The sequence below is a fragment of the Kribbella sp. NPDC048928 genome, assembly GCF_043197975.1.
Taxonomy (GTDB): domain Bacteria; phylum Actinomycetota; class Actinomycetes; order Propionibacteriales; family Kribbellaceae; genus Kribbella.
In genome coordinates this window covers 777,545-797,015 of sequence record NZ_JBICUC010000002.1, presented here as the reverse complement: position 1 = coordinate 797,015, position 19,471 = coordinate 777,545, and the positions used below count along the sequence as shown (strand labels likewise).

12 protein-coding genes are annotated in these 19,471 nt (G+C 67.8%); 2 read left to right on the top strand and 10 right to left on the bottom strand.

Annotated features, from left to right (window positions below; all coding sequences use genetic code 11):
* Window positions 1-422 precede the first annotated feature (422 nt).
* The 4 genes from ACGFI6_RS10715 to ACGFI6_RS10700 are packed head-to-tail and all read right to left on the bottom strand — an operon-like array spanning window position 423 to window position 5,497.
* Entirely contained in the window at window positions 423-3,086 is a 2,664-nt protein-coding gene (locus ACGFI6_RS10715) for an ATP-binding protein (RefSeq protein ID WP_393117117.1), read from the bottom strand.
* Window positions 3,083-3,892, bottom strand: coding sequence for a hypothetical protein (locus ACGFI6_RS10710; protein ID WP_393117115.1), 810 nt, complete (start codon window positions 3,890-3,892; stop codon window positions 3,083-3,085). Before ACGFI6_RS10710 ends, ACGFI6_RS10715 begins: the two co-directional genes overlap by 4 nt.
* Window positions 3,889-4,890, bottom strand: coding sequence for a hypothetical protein (locus ACGFI6_RS10705; protein WP_393117113.1), 1,002 nt, complete (start codon window positions 4,888-4,890; stop codon window positions 3,889-3,891). Before ACGFI6_RS10705 ends, ACGFI6_RS10710 begins: the two co-directional genes overlap by 4 nt.
* Window positions 4,883-5,497, bottom strand: coding sequence for a hypothetical protein (locus ACGFI6_RS10700; RefSeq protein ID WP_393117111.1), 615 nt, complete (start codon window positions 5,495-5,497; stop codon window positions 4,883-4,885). The genes ACGFI6_RS10705 and ACGFI6_RS10700 overlap by 8 nt, the downstream gene beginning before the upstream one ends.
* Before the next feature lie 327 nt (window positions 5,498-5,824).
* On the opposite strand from ACGFI6_RS10700, the gene ACGFI6_RS10695 reads away from it, so the two are divergent.
* Window positions 5,825-9,775, top strand: a complete 3,951-nt coding sequence (locus ACGFI6_RS10695) for a GH92 family glycosyl hydrolase (protein ID WP_393117109.1) — start codon at window positions 5,825-5,827, stop codon at window positions 9,773-9,775.
* A 21-nt stretch (window positions 9,776-9,796) separates the two neighbouring features.
* Here the strand turns inward: ACGFI6_RS10695 and ACGFI6_RS10690 are convergent, their stop codons facing one another.
* The 5 genes from ACGFI6_RS10690 to ACGFI6_RS10670 all read right to left on the bottom strand — a co-directional run bounded on the left by ACGFI6_RS10690 (window position 9,797) and on the right by ACGFI6_RS10670 (window position 15,203).
* The gene (locus tag ACGFI6_RS10690) at window positions 9,797-10,570 is read right to left on the bottom strand and encodes a hypothetical protein (protein ID WP_393117107.1); all 774 of its coding nucleotides are present in this window, start codon (window positions 10,568-10,570) and stop codon (window positions 9,797-9,799) included.
* The gene (locus tag ACGFI6_RS10685) at window positions 10,567-11,079 is read right to left on the bottom strand and encodes a SigE family RNA polymerase sigma factor (RefSeq protein ID WP_393117105.1); all 513 of its coding nucleotides are present in this window, start codon (window positions 11,077-11,079) and stop codon (window positions 10,567-10,569) included. Before ACGFI6_RS10685 ends, ACGFI6_RS10690 begins: the two co-directional genes overlap by 4 nt.
* Before the next feature lie 234 nt (window positions 11,080-11,313).
* Complete coding sequence (locus ACGFI6_RS10680) at window positions 11,314-11,622, bottom strand: hypothetical protein (RefSeq protein ID WP_393117103.1); 309 nt, start codon at window positions 11,620-11,622, stop codon at window positions 11,314-11,316.
* 47 nt (window positions 11,623-11,669) lie between these two features.
* The gene (locus ACGFI6_RS10675; protein WP_393117101.1) at window positions 11,670-12,863 is read right to left on the bottom strand and encodes a mannosyltransferase family protein; all 1,194 of its coding nucleotides are present in this window, start codon (window positions 12,861-12,863) and stop codon (window positions 11,670-11,672) included.
* Window positions 12,864-12,941: 78 nt separating this feature from the next.
* A complete protein-coding gene (locus ACGFI6_RS10670; RefSeq protein WP_393117099.1) occupies window positions 12,942-15,203 on the bottom strand; it encodes a transglycosylase domain-containing protein in 2,262 nt (753 codons plus the stop codon).
* Window positions 15,204-15,381: 178 nt separating this feature from the next.
* Here ACGFI6_RS10670 and ACGFI6_RS10665 point away from each other — a divergent pair, with 178 nt between their 5' ends.
* On the top strand, window positions 15,382-17,490 hold the full coding sequence (locus ACGFI6_RS10665; RefSeq protein ID WP_393117098.1) for a family 43 glycosylhydrolase: 2,109 nt from the start codon (window positions 15,382-15,384) through the stop codon (window positions 17,488-17,490).
* Between the two features lie 135 nt (window positions 17,491-17,625).
* Here ACGFI6_RS10665 and ACGFI6_RS10660 read toward each other — a convergent pair whose 3' ends face one another.
* The gene (locus tag ACGFI6_RS10660) at window positions 17,626-19,122 is read right to left on the bottom strand and encodes a short-chain fatty acid transporter (RefSeq protein WP_393117096.1); all 1,497 of its coding nucleotides are present in this window, start codon (window positions 19,120-19,122) and stop codon (window positions 17,626-17,628) included.
* Window positions 19,123-19,471: the final 349 nt, after the last annotated feature.

Sequence of the window (19,471 nt, the reverse complement as noted above, 5' to 3'; positions counted from 1 at the left end):
CCTGGGTTCCGTGGAATCGCGGAGTGATGGCTCGTCGGCGCGGTCGACCTGCGCAGGCTGATTCTGCTCCTGAGGGTTGTCGGCGTCGCGACTGTCCGGGGCCCAGCCGTCGCGGTTGAAGAGGGGGTTTTCGGCCATGCGTTGGTGGCGGTCGGAGGGGAGCTGCGGTTCGGGTTTGTCGGTAAGTGGGATTTCTGGGCGGTCGGGTTTGTCGATCGCGGGTGAGGGGTCGGCATCGGGTGCCGGTTTGTCGGTGGGTTCGTCGGTGGATTCGTCGGTGGGGCGTTCGGCTGGCTTCGCGTCGCTTGGGGCGCGGGGCTCCGGAGATGGGGCGGGGGGCCGATCGATGGGCAGCTCGGGAGGTGGAGTGTCCGGCGCGGTTGGCCCGGTGGGCTCTACACGGCGGTGGGCGCGGCTGTCCATCAGGGGTGCCTGTTGGTGGGGGCGGGCGGGCGGAAGAGGTGGTGGTGCCAGGCGTTTGGGATTTTCAGGGCGTCGGCGGCCTCGATGATCTGCAGGGTTCGGTCGGGGGCGCTGGAGAGTTTGGATGCTGCGGCGGCGAGGGTGCCGTTGCCGAAGAGGAGAGAGTCCGAGGGGCGGCCGGGTGATGCCTCGAGGATGGCGTCGATCTGGTCGTTGATCGAGGTGCCGGTGAGGTTCAGGCCGCGGGTGCGCCACGCGTCGGTTGCCGGATGCGGTGCGTCTGTTGGGCCGTCGTAGTCGCGCAGGTCGTCGGCGATGTCGGCGTACCGGTAGAAGCCTGCCTGCCACTCGATCTCTCGTCGTCGGCACGGGGGTTCGCGGTGCGTCAGGAGGGCCGCGGCGGTGTCTGACAGGTGTTTGGACAGCGCCTGGGGGTCGACGTCGGCGGTGATTGCGTCGGCTCGGCCGGTGACGGCGGCAGTGATGGCTCCGGCGAGGGCGCATTGCAGCTCTCGGTCCGACCAGGCGCCGGTTGGTTCGGGCGGTACGGGTCGGGCGAGGTTTGCGAGGTGGGCGACGGTGAGGAACTCGATCCATACGGTCAGAGTCGGGTTCTCGCCGAGGATCCGAGTGGCGGTCGCGATGTCCCGCACGGTGCAAGGCGTATGCGTACAGGCTGATCCGCACGCGGCGGTGCGGCGCGAGGCTGTGGCGACGGTCGGTGGGTGCAGGGCGCGGCGTTCGTGGGGTTCGTTGTGGGGGACTTTCAGGAGGATGGGGCGGTCCATGCCGTCGGTGAAGGTGGCGGCTCGGCCGGGTGGGAGGGAGACCACGGCTCGGGATTGGGCGGGGTCGAGGTTCATGGTGGTGCCGACGGTTTCGCGGTCGTCGGCGGCGGGGAGGCGGTGCAGGATCTTGAGGGCGGAGTTCTTGACGACGTCGGGGATGACCTTGCCGGGGATCTGTTCGGCGATCACGAGGCCTTCGCCGTAGGCGCGGATCTCGGCGAGCAGGCCGGCGAAGAGTTCGACCGCGTGGTTGGTGGTGCCGTCGGTGGTTGCCTTGAGCAAGCGGTGCGCCTCTTCGACGACCGTCACGTGGTGCAAGCCGGTCGCGGACGTGCGGTGGACGCGGAGGTGTTCGATCAGGCGGATCAGGACGACGCCCATGCAGAACGCCTTGTCCTGGTCGTCGCCGACGTCTTCGAGCTCCAGTACGACGTTGCGTCGCAGCAGGTCCGCGACGTCCAGCGGGTGCCCGCCGCCGAGGAAGCGGCCGGGCGTACCGAGCAGCAGTGAGGTCAGCCGTACGTCGACGAAACCGCGGACGTCCGCGGCGAGCTCGGCGCCGTACCCGATGTCGTCGACGACCGCGCACGCCGTGGTCTGCAGGTCGGCGAGCGTCGGGTACTGCGTCGCGCCGGAGCCGAGCGCCAGGTCCCAGCCGTACGACGTGTAGGACCGGGTCAAGGCCTGACTGAGAACCTGTGGAAAAGGTTCATGCGCCTCGAACGCGGCGAGGAAGAGCGCACGTACCAGGTCAAGGTGGGTCTGTAGCGGGAACCCCGCTTCGGGTTCGAGCGGGTTGAGGCTGAGCGGTACGGCATCCGGATCGCCCAGCCGGATGACCGCGACCGACGAGTCCGCACCGAGCCGGCCGGCCATCCCGGCGTACTCCGCCTTCGCCGGCTCGATCACCAGCCACGGAACATCGGCCGCGCTCAGGCCCTCGAGCAGATGCCGGATCGTCTGCGACTTGCCCGAACCGGTGGCGCCGGCAACGAATGCGTGCCGATTGAGCGTGTCCAACGAGACCGTCATGGGCGCAACAACGCGGCCCGCGGTGTCGATCACATCTCCGAGCGGGATCCCGTCCGCGGGCGTCTCCGGCGTCAGATCGAACCGCACCTGCTCAACCGCACGAATTCCGGCGATCTCACGCGCCGGCGGCCGCGCGATCGCCGCGAGCAGTTCACCGGTCGCAGCGAACGAAGGCTCGCCGGCCGTCAGTGTGTACGGCGTGGCATGCAGGTCGGCTGCTCCGGCCAAGGTCTGTGCGACGAGCCGCGCCGATGCCTCGTCAGCAGCACCCGCAAGAACCTGCACCGTCCACAGCCCACCCTGACCTGTGGAAAAGTCGCGGTAGCGGGCGCGATTGCGTTCGAGCTCGAGCGCCTCGCGGCCGGAGATCTTCTCCCGGTCCAGCCCGATCGTCATCCGCAGATGCAGATCGTCGAGCAGCTCGGCGCGTTCCTCCGCTGCGATCGGCGTCGCGCGCACGAGCCACGCGAACGCCGGCAATCCCTCGACCAGATCCTCCAGCGTTCCCGCCGGTTCGACCTCGGTCTCGGGAAGCGCGCTCAGTACGTCATGTGTGCCCCGAACCGCCAGCCAGGCTGGGAAATCCACCGTCTCCGCTCCGACGCCTCGCGCGCCGGCCGGATAGGGCACCGCACCGGCGGCATCGGGCTCGATCCCGACACGTACCTCGATCGGCCCGTTCGCGACCGTGCGGGTCCAGCAGCAACTGAACGGCTGACCCGACGCGGCCTGCAGCACCAGCACGGGCAGCAACCCTCGCCGCAGTGCGGTCAGCCGGTGCGCAGCATCCGCGTCCGATCCACCGATCAGCGGCACCTCGGTGATCCGCCACTGCGGAATCATGGCGAGGCCAGCCGCGGGTCGCAGTCACCGAGCCGAGGGCTGGCCGGGTCCAGCGGGTCGACCATCACGAACGCGGTCGGCGACAACCCCTGCAGTACGGTCGGTTCGACGGCGAACTCGTACTGACGCTGGTACCCGATCGACGTACTCTCCGTCGTCCCGCTCGACGTCGAACTCGAGATCGACTCCGACCACGACGTACCGCCCGTGGTCGACGACGAGTACTGCTCGCCGGAGCTCTTCGACCCGGACCGGTGCCGCCGGCTGAACAGCAACCCGAACGTCGCCTGCCGGCTGTCCGAGGTCTGCACGCCGACCGAATCGCTCGTCGACGCACTGTTGCCGCGCGTCGTGCTGTCGGAGGTCGACGTGGACGTGTTCGTGCCGTGTGAGTACGTGAACTGACTCGCCACGAGCCGGTGCTGCCGCCCGATGAACGTCGCGGCCTGCTCGGCCTCCTTCGCGTTCCCGAGGCGCATGAACAGAACGGCGTCCCCGCCACCGAGAACCTCGACCGCACTGTCCCGCAGATGCGCGAACAGCAGTACGAGCCGCAGACCGTTCCGCCGGCAGATGCTGTCGAACCGCTCCAGGTCGGGCCGTGCGAACGTGTCGGCGCCCGCGATCACCACGATCCGCTCGCCGCGCCCCGACAGCTCACCGCGCTGGATCCGCACCATCGTGATCTGGAACAGCAGGTGCCTGAGCAAAGCCGCCGTGAGCTCCGACTCCCGGTGCGACAGCTCGAAGACGCGCAACGACACCTCCTCGCCCTCCCACCCGTCCATCGGCTCGTCACCGGTCACCGCGGCTGCACTCCAGCAGCCAGCCGGAACAGCCGCGCCTCAGCGGAGCGCCTGGCCGACTCACTGAGCAGATCGGTCAGATTCGCGTACTCAGAGCGGGTCAGCGCACCACGCTGGTCCGGTGTGAGCTGCCGCAGGAGCACCTGGAACGCGAGGTTGAGCCGCGTAAAGGTGACGGGTGCATCCGTAAGGCACTCGACGACCTGCTGGACCAGCGTGGCGTCAACACCGCGTGACTCGCTCTGCTCGGGCTCCGCGGCACGTAGGCCCTCGGCCACGACCACACCGATCTCATCTGCAGTCAGGGCAGTCAGCGGGTTCCCAGCGTGCTCCGGTACGACGGCGGCTCGGATCGGCGCTCCGTGCTCCTCGGCCAGGCGCTGCAGCGGCTCAGCCACGGAGTCCTGGGTGAGGTCAAGAACGACCAGCCGTCCACCGCCGCTCATCAGCGAGCTGCCCATTGCCAGCAACGCAGCACGCCAGCCTGCCGCGGTACCTCCGTACAGGTCGACGCGTTCCTTCGTCACTGGGCCGACCGGGACCCAGGGACGTACGGCGCTGACCTCGAGCGACTTGGTCCGCTCCCGTTCGTGCAGGTCCTGTTGCCAGGCCGCGACGTCTCGCTCGAAGCCGGCCATTGTGCTGACGCAGTTGGCCAACCACAGCTGATGTTCTTTGACGGCTGCCCGCCGCAACTGCTCGGGGCGTCCCCAGCACATCCACGCCAGCCCGAGCGCCACCAGGAGCGGCACCAAGCCCAGCAACGGCTGCACGACGACGGCGACCACGACAGCCGCGACGACGGCTCCAACCATCACCCAGGTCAGAACCGGACGCAGCCGCGCAGCTGTAGCACGCTTCGCCTCCAGGGTGGCAAGCACTGACGGCGGGGGTACGGCAGGCACTGGAGGAGTCTGTTGCTCGACAACAACCACCTGACGCCCGCGGTACTCCCAGCCCCACTGCTCGGCCTCACGCGTCTGAACGGCGTCAGCCACGCGAAACACCGCCCAGCCGCTCCAGCACCACACCGCGCGCCAACTCGGCCAGGGCCGTCTCCGCCTCCTTGACGGTTGCAGTGGCGCGGCTGACGGTCGTGTCGCGCTCCGCGTCGTCCGCCGAGGTGAACCGCCGACGGCAGCCGGCACAGTGTGTCGCGGACAGGTCCGACCACGTCCCGCAGTACGAGCAGCGGCGTGCCTGTAGCAGCCGCTCCGCTGTGGACAGCCGCTGTCGCTCCATCAGTGCGCGCTGCCAACGGAGCTGTGACTGTGGCAGGTACTCGACCAGTTGTCGGTCGGTGAAGCTCTTGCCGCCGCCGGCCAGGACCGCGGCAGTCAGCCGAGCGGCCGCATCGCGGTGGACCGCGGACGGCTTCCCGATCGGTCCGACCGTGACCAGCAGCGGGAACCAGCCGAGGGTCTGTACCCGCAGGGCCGTGTGGTCTCGTCGCCATCGCAGCGACATGGTCGAGTTCTCGTCCGGGTCGGCGATCCAGCCCGCGGGGCGCAGCGCCACCTCGAACAGGGCCCGCTGCGGAGCGTCCAGCGAGGCATGCGGCAACAGCAGATGCGTGTGCTGCCGACGCACGAGCTCCACAGCCACGCGGTCCTCCCGAGTACGTGCGGTCCCCCGCGGACCGCGCAAGGTAACTCTAGTTACCGCCTGTGCCCGCCGCAGCACGATTGCGTTGCCACTTGTGGCAAACTCACCAGCCAATGCGGACCGACTGCGACGAAGCCTTGACCCCACGTGATCGGCGGGAGACGATTCCGGCCGGGCGTGGGCTGACAACCTTGTCATCGGGGCCGCGCACCCACACCGGCGGACGGGGGTCGCGTCGGTCCGGCCGTGCAAGGAGCGTAGATGGATCTCCGCCGCCCACTGGGGCTCGTCACGTCTCTCACGTTGGTTGTGACACTGTCTGTTGCCATGACGCCAGCGCATGCCGCCTCACCTGCTGCCTCGGAGCAGCCGGTGGTCAGCGGCTCGTCGTACTTCACCTCGTTCGAGCCCGGTCAGCCGCAGCCCGGCTACACCGACGCCGTGGAGACCGGTCCGGACGGGAAGCCACGCACCGATGGGGTGCGCGGCCCGACGCCGACCGGAGTCGGCGGCAGCGAGATGGACAAGGTCACCAAGGTCACCGCGAGCGGTGAGAACACCGGTGGCGGCGAGATCGCCACCAACGTCGCCGACGGTGACAAGTTCACCAAGTGGCTGGTGTTCGAGCCGACCGGCTGGCTGGTCTACCAGACCTCCGCGCCGGTGGTGATCAAGAAGTACGCGCTGACCTCGGCGAACGACGCCGACGGTCGCGACCCGAAGAACTGGACGATGTCCGGCTCGAACGACGGCAGCACCTGGACCACGCTGGACACCCAGACGGACCAGAGCTTCGAGAGCCGCTTCCAGACCAAGGAGTACAGCTTCGCCAACGACACGGCGTACACGTACTACAAGCTGGACGTCACGCTGAATCACGGCGAGGACATCGTCCAACTCGCCGACTGGTACCTCTCGAACGGCGATCCGCTGCCGCCACCCGGCCCGGTCGCCGAGTCGCGGCTGGACTCCGGCCCGACCAGTGCCTACAACGCCCGCGCCCGCGTCGGTTTCACCGGCGTGAAGTCGTTCCGGTACGCCGGCCACCAGACCACCGAGGGCCGCGGCTACACGTGGAACAAGATCTCGGACGTCGACCTGAAGGTCGGCAGGGACACTCGTCTGTCGTACAAGATCTTCCCCGAGCACGTCGAGGGTGATCTCAGCTATCCGAGTACGTACGCCGCCGTGGACCTGGCGTTCGACGACGGTACGTACCTGAGCGACCTGAAGGCGAAGGACCACCACGGCTTCGAGCTGAGTCCGCGCGGCCAGGGCGACTCCAAGGCGCTGTACACGAACCAGTGGAACAACATCGAGGCCGATCTCGGGAAGGTTGCCGCCGGCAAGACCATCAAGCGGATCCTGGTCGGCTACGACAAGCCCTCCGGACCGGCCGAGTTCCGCGGCTGGCTGGACGACATCCGGATCGCCGCCGCGATCAACCCGGACCGCGCCGCGCAGAAGACGGCGGCCAAGCACCCGTCGGACCTCGCGCTCACCACCCGCGGCACGAACGCGACCGGCGGCTTCTCGCGGGGCAACAACTTCCCGGCGACCGCCGTACCGCACGGCTTCAACTTCTGGACGCCGGTGACGAACGCCGGCTCGACGTCCTGGCTGTACGACTACGCCAAGGGCAACAACGAGGCCAACCGGCCGACGATGCAGGCGCTGTCGATCAGCCACGAGCCCAGCCCGTGGATGGGTGACCGGCAGACCTTCCAGGTGATGCCGTCGACCGCCGACACCCCGACCGCGGACCGCAAGGCGCGGGCCTGGTCGTTCAGCCACGACAACGAGGTCGCCCGGCCGTACTACTACGGCGTCACGTTCGACAACGGCAACGCGGCCGAGATCGCGCCGACCGACCACGCCGCGATGCTGCGGTTCAGCTTCCCGGCCGGCAAGGCGTCGCTGGTCTTCGACAACGTGAACACCAGCGGCGGCCTGACGCTCGATCCCGAGACCGGTGTGGTGACCGGGTTCAGCGACATCAAGAGCGGCCTGTCCACCGGTGCCGGCCGGCTGTTCGTGTACGGCGTGGTGGATCAGAAGGTGGTTGCCTCCGGCAAGCTGTCCGACGGCGGCGGCGCCGGTGTCGGCGGCTACTTCTCGTTCGGCGCGAAGACCACCCAGGTACAACTCCGGATCGCGACCTCGCTGATCGGCACCGCGCAGGCGAAGAAGAACCTCGAGCTCGAACTGCCGGCCGGATCGAAGTTCGCCCACGTGAAGGACGCCGCGCAGGAGCAGTGGGACAAGAAGCTGAGCACGATCGAGGTCGAGGGCGCGACGGCGGACCAGCTGACCAGCCTGTACTCGAACCTCTACCGCCTGTTCCTCTACCCGAACAACGGCTCCGAGAACACCGGTACCGCGTCGAAGCCGGTGATCACGTACGCGTCGCCGACCTCGCCGAAGGTGGGCACCGACACGCCGACCACGACCGGCTCGAAGATCGTGGGCGGTCAGACGTACGTGAACAACGGCTTCTGGGACACGTACCGGACGGTGTGGCCGGCGTACTCGCTGTTCTCCCAGGACGACGCCGCGGCGCTCGTCAACGGGTTCGTCCAGCAGTACAAGGACGGCGGCTGGATCTCGCGCTGGTCCTCCCCCGGCTACGCGAACCTGATGGTCGGTACGTCGTCCGACGTGGCCTTCGCGGACGCGTACCTCAAGGGCATCAAGGGGATCGACGTCCAGGCGATGTACGACGCGGCGGTCAAGAACGCGTCCGTCGTACCACCGTCGGCGAACGTCGGGCGCAAGGGCATGGACCTGTCCACGTTCAACGGCTACACGGCCAACACCACCGGTGAGGGCTTCAGCTGGTCGATGGACGGCTACATCAACGACTTCGGCATCGCGAACCTGTCGAAGGCGCTGTACGACAAGGCGAAGAAGAACGACCCGCGCAAGCAGGAGTACCTGGACAACTACAAGTACTTCCTGAACCGGGCCCGCAACTACGTCACGCTGTTCGACCCGGCGGTCGGGTTCTTCCAGGGCAAGGATCCGAGCGGCGTCTGGGGCAACTCGACCAGTACGTTCGACCCGCAGGACTGGGGCCACGACTACACCGAGACGAACGCGTGGAACATGGCGTTCTCGACGCCGCAGGACGGGGCCGGACTGGCCGCGATCTACGGCGGGCGGGACGGGCTGGCGAAGAAGCTCGACGAGTTCTTCAGCACGCCCGAGGACGCGCTGCACACCGGTGGGTACGGCGGCACGATCCACGAGATGCTCGAGGCCCGCGACGTCCGGATGGGTCAGTACGGGCACAGCAACCAGCCGTCGCACCACATCACGTACATGTACGACGTGGCGGGACAGCCGTGGAAGACGCAGGAGAAGGTGCGCGAGGTGCTGTCGCGGCTGTACAGCGGCTCCGAGATCGGCCAGGGGTACCCGGGTGACGAGGACAACGGCGAGATGTCGTCGTGGTACCTGTTCAGCTCACTCGGCTTCTACCCGCTGCAGGTCGGCTCACCGTCGTACGCGATCGGCTCGCCGCTGTTCACCAAGGCGACAATCAAGCTGGCCGGCGGCAAGAAGCTGCTCGTCAGCGCTCCCAACAACAGCTCGCGCAACATTTATGTGAAGAGCGTCAAGGTCAACGGCAAGAACTGGACCTCGACCGCGTTGCCGCACGACCTGATCGCCAACGGGGGCAAGATCGAGTTCGAGATGACCGACCAGCCGACCAAGTGGGGCACCGGCCGCAACGACGCCCCACCGTCGATCACCAAGCCGGGCGAGGACCCGACGACGTGGCGGGACTCGACCTCCGACACCGGCGCGGTGACCGGTGCGGGCACCGCAGACGTCTCCACGCTGGTCGACAACGACGCGAAGACGCAGGTCACGCTCACCGGTGCCCAGCCGACCGTCACGGTCGCGCTGCCGCAGGGCCGTCCGGTCGGGATGTACACGCTGACCAGCGGTGCCACCGGTACGGCACCGTCCGCGTGGACGCTGGAGGGTTCGAACGACGGTACGACCTGGAGCACGGTGGATCGGCGGACCGGTCAGTCGTGGGCGTGGGCGTCGTACACGAGATCGTTCAGCATCGCCTCGCCGAAGGCCTACACGCAGTACCGCCTCGTCCTCACGCCGGCCGCCGGTGCGAGTGGCGTCACGCTGGCCGAGATCGAGCTCCTCGGCACCCTGAAGGGCGTCGAACCCGGCACGCACCCGAGCGACAAGCGCGTCGCCGAGACGAAGCCGAGCCCGACACCGTCGCAGTCGATCGACCGCAACTGGGGCTGATCCCGGGTTCGCCGGTTCCTGTCACTTGTAGTGGCAGGAACCGGCGAACTTCAGCAGGGTGTTCATGTCCCAGGCCAGGTTGTACGCGTTGTTGGTGACGCCGACGATCTTGCTGCTCTTGTCCGGCTTCACGAACACCTGCTGCCGGCCGTACGGACTGCCCGGCACGCCGGAGGTGACCGCCTCGTGATTGCCCGCGCGCACCTTCGGCAGCTTCGTCCACGCCGTCGAGTACTTGTCCACGGTGAGGCCCTCGCCCTCGTCCATCAACTTGGTCTGCCGGATGACCACCGTGTACGTCGCGGCGTGCAGGTTGGCGGCGTTGCCCAGCTTCGGGTCGTACAACTCCTGCTGCTGACTGCCCGCGGCTGCGTACACGATGCGCGCGGACCAGCCTTGCGGAACGAGATCGCAGGTGATCACGCCGGGGAACGGCTTCGTGTTGGCCACCAGAGGGACCGCCGTTGCCGGGATGACCGGGGGCTTGCGCTTGTCCGGGTCAAGCCGCACCGAGTCCGGAATCTTCGGCGACTTGGCGGCGGGTGTCTTGGTGGCCGGCGGCTTGGTGGTGTGGGTCGCGGGGGCGGGTTCGCTGTTGTCCGTCAGTGCGGATGGGAGGACGGACCAGCCGACGGCGATGACGACGGCGGTGCTGATGGCGCCGGCTGCGATGCCGGTGATCCGGCGGCGGCGCAGAGCGCCCCGGCCGCGGTTGAGGTCGGCGGCGAGGTCGGAGTCCGTGACGCCGGACTCAGGGCCTGCGGCGTCGTCGAGGAGTTCCTTGAGGTCGGTCATCGCTGGGTCTCCAGGGTCTCGAGTGGCTCGTGGAGGAGATCGCGCAACGTCGCGAGCGCCCGCGAGGACTGCGACTTCACGGTGCCTTCCGAGCAGCCCATCAGCTCGGCGGTGGTGTGGATGTCGAAGTCGCGGAAGTAGCGCAGCACCACGACTGCGTGCTGGCGGCGCGGGAGCTTCGCCAGAGCGGCCAGTACGGCGAGACGCTCCGTCGGGTCCTGACTGGGTGGCGGCGCCGCGTCGTACATCTGCTCGGTGGTCGTCTCGCGCCGGCGCCACATCCGGCGGCGCTCGTCGAGGAACGTGTTCACCAGGATCCGATCCGCGTACCGGGCCGCGCCGTCCTCCCGGCGCACCTTCGACCAGTGCACGTAGAGCTTGGTCAGCGCGACCTGGACCAGGTCCTCGGCCCAGTGCGCGTCGCCCGAGGTCAGCAGCCGCGCGGTGCGCAGCATCCGGCCGCGGTGCGCGGTCACGTACTCGAGGAACTCCGCGTCGCGGTCGCTCACGGTGGGGGGTCCTCCCTGGTCGGCGATCTCCACCCTGGAACTACTGGGTGGACCCGCAAGGAGGTTGCATCAGGCCGCGAGGGCGACGGCTGGTGCGCCATCGCCCTCAGTACGGACCACCCGGCGGAGCCTGCCCCTGAGAGGTTCCGCCGGAACTTGATGAGGGGTGGCGGTCCCCGCCCGGACTGCCACCCCTTCTCTCCTATCGACGTCCGAACCGTCCCGAGGGTTGCCTCATCCCAAAACTGTCCACATGCCGGACATCGACAGGAACCAGACCAGGTTCAGGGCCAGCAGGCCGACCGTGCCGAGCACCGCGAACGTCCATCCCAGCCCGGCTCGCAGCGCCAGGACCGGCAGCGCCAAGGCCGTGGCGACACCACCGAGCTGTACGGCAAGCAGCGGGCCACCGCTCGCGACAGCGCAGCTCGCGGCGGTTGGTGCGCACATCGGGGCACCCAGCTGCCACGCCAGCGCGTACACGACACCTGCCAGTACTCCGACGATCACCGTCTGCAGGCTGACTCTGCCGATCGCTCCCATGGGAACACGCTAAGAACGCGCCAGCCGCAGCGCCTGAGCAAAACTACTCAGCCGGACCAGCGGCCGGTGAAGAACGCCGCCGCCCACACGGCAGCCAGTGGTATCGCCAGTGCCAGGTACAGCCGGCCGAGGAACGGCTTCCGCCGTGCCAGGACAGCCAGACCGATCCAGAGCGGCCAGAGCAGCAGGGTGGCCCGGGTGAGCGAGAAGACCCAGTACGACGTACAGAAGGCACCCAGTGTGGCGGCGACCCACGCAGACTCGCCCCAGGAACGGCGCCACAGCAGCCAGACCAGGAGCACCAGACAGACGAACAGCGCGACCAGCTCCGCCCGGAACATCCACGTCCAGTCAGTGTGGTCCGCCGGGAAGCGGCCCTTGGTCGCGGCGTCGAGCGTGTTGTGCAGGGAGGTCCACGGCCAGGTGAACTTGCGCGGCCAGCCCTTTTCCTGCGCCTGGTGCCACGCGAACCAGGACCCGTGGATCTGTTTCAGGTACGCCATGAAGCCGAGCACCGGTACGACGGGCAACGCCAGCCACGGCAGCGACAACCAATCCCGCTTCTTCGACGTCACGAACTCCACGAGCAGCGCGAAGATCAGGAACAGCCCGGACACCCGCACCGTCGATGCCAGCGCGACGAACACGGCCGCCCGCGCCCAGCGCCCCTGCCGCGCGGCCAGCCAGGCGGGGAACGCGAACGCGCAGAACAGCGACTCGGTGTATCCGGCCGCGAGGAAGACGCCGACCGGGGCGCCGTACCAGATCATCGCCGCGTTGGGCCCGATGCCTTTCAGCTCCGGGAACTCGTACTGCGCCAGGCGCGCGAGGTACACGCCGGCGACCGCGCTGGCGATCGCAGACACGACGACGCCGGCGGCGATGTACCCGATTCCGGTGAACGCGACCAGATGCACGAGCAACGGGAAGCCCGGGAAGAACGCCGCCAACGGCGCGCCGGACGGCTCACCGTGGTTGTACCCGAACTCGGCGACCGCGTTCAGGTGCGCGACGTCCCACTGCAGCCAGGCGTGCCAGACGTTCGGGTAGTCCTTGCCCGGGTTGAACAGCAACGGCGCCGAGACCGACAGCAGGAAGAGCCCGGCGCGGGTGACCAGCCACCACCAGAGCACCTCGCGTCCCTGCGCGCTCGGCAGCCAGCGCTGCCACCAGACCCCGTCCACCCGGGCCCGCCGGGCGCGACCCGGCCGGGGCTCGCCGGCAGCCGCGCGCTCAAACACGCCGCCACCACCGCACACCACACGCCGCCCGAGTCACGCCCCTATCGTCCCTCATCCCGGTACCAAGCCGAGGACGTGCTACTGACCGGTACCGGCGGGCGTCCGTGGTGTATTGCCTGGTTTCGTCGGCTTGGTCGACGTCCCACCGGTCGGCAACGTGATGATCGGCGTCGACGGATCACTTGTCGGATCGGTCCTGGTGGGCGTGTCCGACGGCTTGGTCGGCTTGGTCTTCGTGGGCGTGCTCGGCGGCGGCGTACTCGGAGGCGGAGTGCTCGGCGGCGGCGTACTCGGCGTGTTCGTCGGAGTGTTCGTCGGCGTCGGCGTGAACGCCGGGGTCGAGGTGTCCTTGATGTCGTCGCCGTTCGGCTCTGCGAACGCGGCATTTGGCACGCCGTCGAGCGCCGGCTTCATGAACGCCAGCCAGGTCTTCAGCGGCCAGTTGCCACCGAAGAACGCCGGGTCGTCGCTGTACGGGTCCAGGTCGGACTCGCCGCTGGCGCCGGCTCGGTACAGCACCGAGGTCGACTCCTGCGGCGTGTAGCCGGTCCACCACGAGGTCAGCGTCGCAGAGCCGTCCTTGCAGCCGTCGCAGGCCTTGTTCTTGGCTCGGTCCTCGATGGCGACACCACCCGCCGTGCCGGTCTTTCCGGCCACGTCGCGATCCAGGTCCTTGGCGCCCTCACCGGTGCCCTTCTTGACCACGTTCTGCAGGGCGTAGTTGACCAGCTTGGCGATCTCCGGATCGATGTTCTGCTTCTGCTTCTTCAGCACGCTCGCGTCGGAGTACACCACCTTGCCAGTGGCGTCGCGGACTTCCTTGATCACGTGCACCGGCGTGTACTTGCCGTCGGCAGCGAACGTCGCGTACGCGTTCGCCATGTCGAGCGGTGACGCGTACGCGTCCGGACCGAGCACGGTCGACGGGTTGCCCTTGTCGTCCTCGAGCGTCTTGGTCGCCGGGATCCCGGCCGCCTCGGCCGCCGCGACGACCTTCTCCGGGCCGTTGTCCATGTGGTTGTCGACCAGGTCGTAGAAGGCGGTGTTGATCGACTGCTCGGTCGCCTTCATCAACGTGACGTCGCCGTAGTCGGTGCTGAGCTCGTTGCCGAACTTCTGGCCCTGGACCACGATCGGACTGTCACCCTGGTAGATGTCCCACAGCGACTTGTTGTCCTTCAGCGCCGCGGCGAGCGCGAACGGCTTGAACGACGAACCCGGTCTGGCCTTGAGCGTCGCCCAGTTCAGCTGGCTCTTGAGGTAGTCCGGTCCGCCGTAGAGGGCGAGCAGTTGACCGGTCCCCGGTTGTACTGCGGCCATCCCGACGTGCAGGTTGGTGCGCTTGTCCGGCAGCTCGTTCTTCGCCGCTATCAGCATCTTGTTCTGCTGCTGGTAGTTGAAGGTCGTGGTCACCTTCAGGCCGCCACCCTGGATCTCGTCCTCGTCGAAGTGCTGCGCAAGCTCCTTGCGCGCCATGTCGAGCAGGAAGCCGTTCGGCCCCTTGTAGCGGTTGCTCTTCTTCTGCAGGTTTTCCAGGCTCGGGAGACGCGCGCTGTACTGCGTGTGCTGTTTCTCGGTGATCGTGCCCATCTGCAGCATGCCGTCGAGGACGTAGTGGTACCGGTCGACGATGCGCTGCTTGGTGCGCGGATCCGGGTCGGTCACGTCGAACAAGGTCGGGTTGTTCAGCACAGTCGCGAGCAGGGCCGTCTGCGGGACGGACAGCTGGCTCGGCTCCTTCACGTTGAAGTAGGTCTTGCCGGCGGCCGCGACACCGTACGCACCCTGACCGAAGTAGATCGTGTTCAGGTAGCCCTCGAGGGTCTTGCTCTTGTCCTCCTGCCGACCGAGCTTGGTCGCGATGAACAGTTCCTTGAGCTTCCGCGAGACCGTGCGCTCCTGCGTCAGGTACATGATCTTCACGTACTGCTGGGTGATCGTCGAACCACCCTGGAGCTGCTCGCCGCGGGCGATGTTCACCGCGGCCCGGACCATGCCGCTCGGGGAGATGCCCGGGTTCGTCCAGAACGTCCGGTCCTCGGCCGCGATCACCGAGTCCTGGACGTACTTCGGGATCTGCGACAGCGGCACCGTGCGCCGGTTCTGGTCGTAGAACGAGCCCAGCGGGTTCCGTCCGTCGGCGAACGTCACGGTGGTGGTGTTCGTCTTGAACTCGGCGTTCGCGTCGGGGATCTTCGTGGTCTGGTAGATGATGAAGAACGACGCGACGGCGCCGATCACCCCGAGGAAGAAGAGCGCCGCGAGCCAGCCGAGAACCCGGAGCGCCCAGTGCTTCTTGCGCCGGCGCGGCGGGGCGGCCTTCCTACGAGCTTCACTCACTGTGCAATCCTCGACGATCTCGCTGGAGTCATTGCCCCACAGACTACGGTGGGTGTGGTAACAGGCCCGAATCCGCATCGGATGCTAGCAACCACCGGCCGACCGGGCGAAAACTGGTCCACCGCAACCTTCGGTTGGACCCTTTACAACGTTGGAAGGTTCGGGTTCGCTGGGCGATGTGATCCGCCTCTCACTGCTTGCGGCGAGCCTGAGCCTGCTCGCGACCTCCGTGACCCATGCCGCGGCGCCATCTGCCGCCGGCTACTCCAATCCCGTCACTGCCAACTACTCCGCCGACTTCCCGGATCCCTCGATGATCAAGGGCCGCGACGGCTGGTGGTACGCGTACTCGACCGGCGGCCCGTACGCCAAGGACGGGCACGACGGCGACTCGTACAAGATCGCCCGCTCCCGCGACCTGACGCACTGGGAGAAGGTCGGCTCGGTGTTCAACGCGGACAACCGGCCGACCTGGGCGGATCCGACCAGCGGGTTCTGGGCGCCGGACATCCGGTACGTCGGCGGGAAGTACGTGCTGTACTTCACCGTCCACAACACCACCACGACACCGGACAACTGGGACTACGCGATCGGTGCCGCGACCGCGCCGACACCGGCCGGCCCGTGGACCGACTCCGGAGCACCGGTCGTCGCGCCACGTCCAGCGGCCGACGGCGGATTCCAGTGGACCATCGACCCGGCCGAGTTCACCGACACCGACGGTACGCGCTACCTGTACTGGGGCAGCTACAACGGCGGCATCCACGCCGTACGGCTGACACCTGACGGCCTGCGCACCGTCGGAGCGGTCACCGATGTCGCCCGCGACCGCTTCGAAGGCCCGTACGTCGTGAAGCACGACGGGTACTACTACCTCTTCGGCTCCTCCGCGAACTGCTGCGCCGGTGCGACCACGGGGTACGCAGTCTTCGCAGGACGGTCCCGCAGCCCGCTCGGCCCGTTCGTGGACCGCTACGGGAACGACCTGAATGCCTCTCGTACAGGCGGAACGCCGGTCGTCGCGTCGAACGGCAACCGCTGGGTTGGTACGGGGCACTCGTCGATCGTCACGGACCTCAGCGGCCAGCAGTGGTTCGCGTACCACGCGGTGGACCGTACGGATCCGTACGTGACCAACAGCAACGGCTGGCTGCTCCGCCCGATGCTGCTCGACCGCCTGGACTGGATCGACGGCTGGCCGACTGTCAACGCAGGCACTGGACCGAGCGAGTCCAGCACGGCTGCTCCGGTCACCACGTCCACTGCCGCAGCGGGTGACATGCGGGTCGAGGCTGACGTCACCCGTACCGGCCAGGGCGTGTCTGCGCGCGGCGGGCGTGTGAGAGCCGTTGTGGAGCAGGGGAAGCTCCGGCTGACCAGTACTCCTGGTCTGACTCGTTCGGTGCGACTGCCGCTCGATGTACCGGGGACGATCTCGTTGCAGATCCGTGGCAACCGGGCCACTGCAGAGTTCAGCGAGGACCGTCTGGGCGATCCGCTCGCAACGCTCGAGTTGCCTGCCCTGCCAGGACATGGCGCAGCCGCGCCAGTAGGTGACGCCGGCAACTTCTCCGTCGCACCGCTGTACAAGCCGGTCACGCACGCAGCACCGACGCCGCACATCGGTCGTGTCGATCCGCAGTACTCCGACGAGTTCACGGGCGGTCTCGATGCGGGCTGGACGTGGCGCAACGTCAGTCCGGACGCCACGGTCGCCAACGGTGCGCTGCAGTGGAAGACGGAGACGAACGACCTGTCCGACAACAACACCTCCGCCAAGGCCTCGCTGCTGCTCCGCGACCAGCCGCCGGGCAACTTCGTGGTGGAGACCAAGCTGAAGCTCGACGTCGGCACGGACACCGTACGGAACTACCAGCAGGCCGGTCTGCTCGTGTATCTCGACGACGAGAACTGGATGCGGCTCGATCATGTTGCCGGAGGCACCGGTCGGTTCGTCGAGTTCGGCAAGCGGATGCGGTTCACGCCGGTCGGTGCTCCCTCGGTGATCACGTTCGGCGGCGCGATGATCGGCCCGCCGGCCGAGACGACCTGGTTGCGGCTGGCACACGACGTCGTACCGCTGACCGGCGAGCACAGGTACCGCGCAGCGTCCAGCACGGACGGGAAGCACTGGGTGTGGGGTGCAGCGTGGACACTGCCCGCCGGCACGACGCCACGCATCGGCCTGGTGTCACAGGGCTCCTCAGCACAGACAGAGGCCCAGTACGGCAAGGCAACTGCTGGATTCGACTACTTCCGCGTCATGAGGCCTCCCGTTCTGGACTGAGGAGCGCAGGGAGCGAAGCGACCGGAGCGAAGCGACCGGAGCGAAGCGACCGGAGCGAAGCGACCGGAGCGACGAGGGAAGAACGGGAGTTCGAGCCTCATGACCGCCGCGCCGGAGGCGCGGCATTCAATACAGTTACGAGGTGACGTGGGGCGCCAGTAGCGTCACCGCGATCAGCGCGGCGGGGAAGCAGGCCAGGAACATCGTGAACGTGTAGCCCATGATGTCCCGCGCCTTGAGTCCGAGGATGGCGAGCGTCGGCAGCATCCAGAACGGTTGCAGCAGGTTGGCGCTCGCCTCCCCGAGGTCGTACACGACGACCATCCAGCCCGCGTCGACCTTCAGCGCGTTCGCCGCCTGCAGTACGTACGGTGCCTCGATCACCCACTTGCTGCCACCGCTCGGGACGAAGATGCCGAGGATGCACGAGTAGATCGCGACCAGCGGCGGGAAGAAGAACTGGCTGCTCGCGTGCACCAGCCAGCCGGCCAGCCGCGCCGAGATCCCGGTGTAGGCGATCATCCCGAAGATCCCGCCGTACAAGGGGAACTGGAGCAGTACGCCGGCCGCTGCCGGGGCACCGTCACGAACCGCACGCGCCATCCGCCACGGCCGCCAGTGCAGCAGCAGTGCGAGCAGGAAGAGCACCAGGTTGACGGTGTTCAGATCCAGGGCGCTGAAGAAGTTCTTGCCGCTGAAGTAGCGCACCAGGTAGACCGCACCGAGCAGGACGATCAGCAAACTGAACAGTGGCGAGTGTTCGAGCCAGTCACCAGGGCGGCGCTTCTCGTCGCGCTGACCGTTGCCCTGCTGTCCGTTGTAGGCAGACCCGCGCCCGATCAACGGTTTGAGCTCGATGCCGAGCTGCTCCGCGGTCCGCGCATTGCCTTCACCCGGCGCGATGAACCACGCCATCGCGACGCCGATGACGTACACGATCAAGGTCGCGACGAGCGCCTGCCAGGTGAAGATCGTGTCGCTGAGCGGGATCAGGCCGCCGGCGTGACCGGCGGCCTTGATCACCTCCTGCACCGGTGGCGGGCTGCTGCTCGCACTCGCCACTTGCAAGGCCGCCGAGCCTGACAAGCCCTGCGCCCACACGGTTCCGAGACCGAGGAACGCCATCGCACCGAGCGCGCGGTAATCCGCCTTCGGCACGTTCCGCGCGACCTCGCGGGCCAGGATCGCGGCGAAGATCAGGCTGAAGGCCCAGTTCAGGTACGAGGCCAGCATCGCGACCCCGGCCACGAACGCGACCGCGCTCCGCGGGCTCTTCGGGATCCGCGCCAGCCGGGTGATCAAGCGGGCGATCGGCCCACTGGTCGCGACCGCGTACCCGCCGATGATGATCATCGCCATCTGCAGGGTGAACGTGATCAGCGACCAGAACCCGACGCCCCACGCGTCGACGAGCCCGAAGCCCTTGGTCGCGGCCGGATCGTCGGGACGCTTCAGCAGCGGCTCACCGGTGACGAGCCCGAACAGCAGCACCACGAACGTACCGACCAGGACGAACCCGAAGGCGTCCGGCAGCCACTTCTCGGTGAACGCGGTGAACCGCAGCGCCAGCCGGGCGAGCCCGCCCTCGGCCTCGACGTCGGACTTGGCGTGCTTGCCGTGACTGTCGGTCATTGGGCCTCCCGGCCTGGACTGAGGAGCGCAGAGAGCGGAGCGAACGGAGCGAACGGAGCGAACGGAGCGACGGGGGAAGGCCGGGAGTTACAGCCCAATGACCCGCCGTGCCGGAGGCGCGGCAGCTATACCGTCATTACTGTCCGCTCCCGAGCTACGACGCTGTGTCATTCGATTAACGCAGATCGACGCCTGACGTAACAGATTCCCGGGCACGGCGGCGCGCGGAGGTGACAAAGGCCGGGTTTGTCATGAGTTGTCCACAGCTCACGGCTCTGCTTACAGTGGCGGCACGATGTATCGAACCGATACATCAGGTCATGACAAACTGGACCGAGGGAGGTGGCTC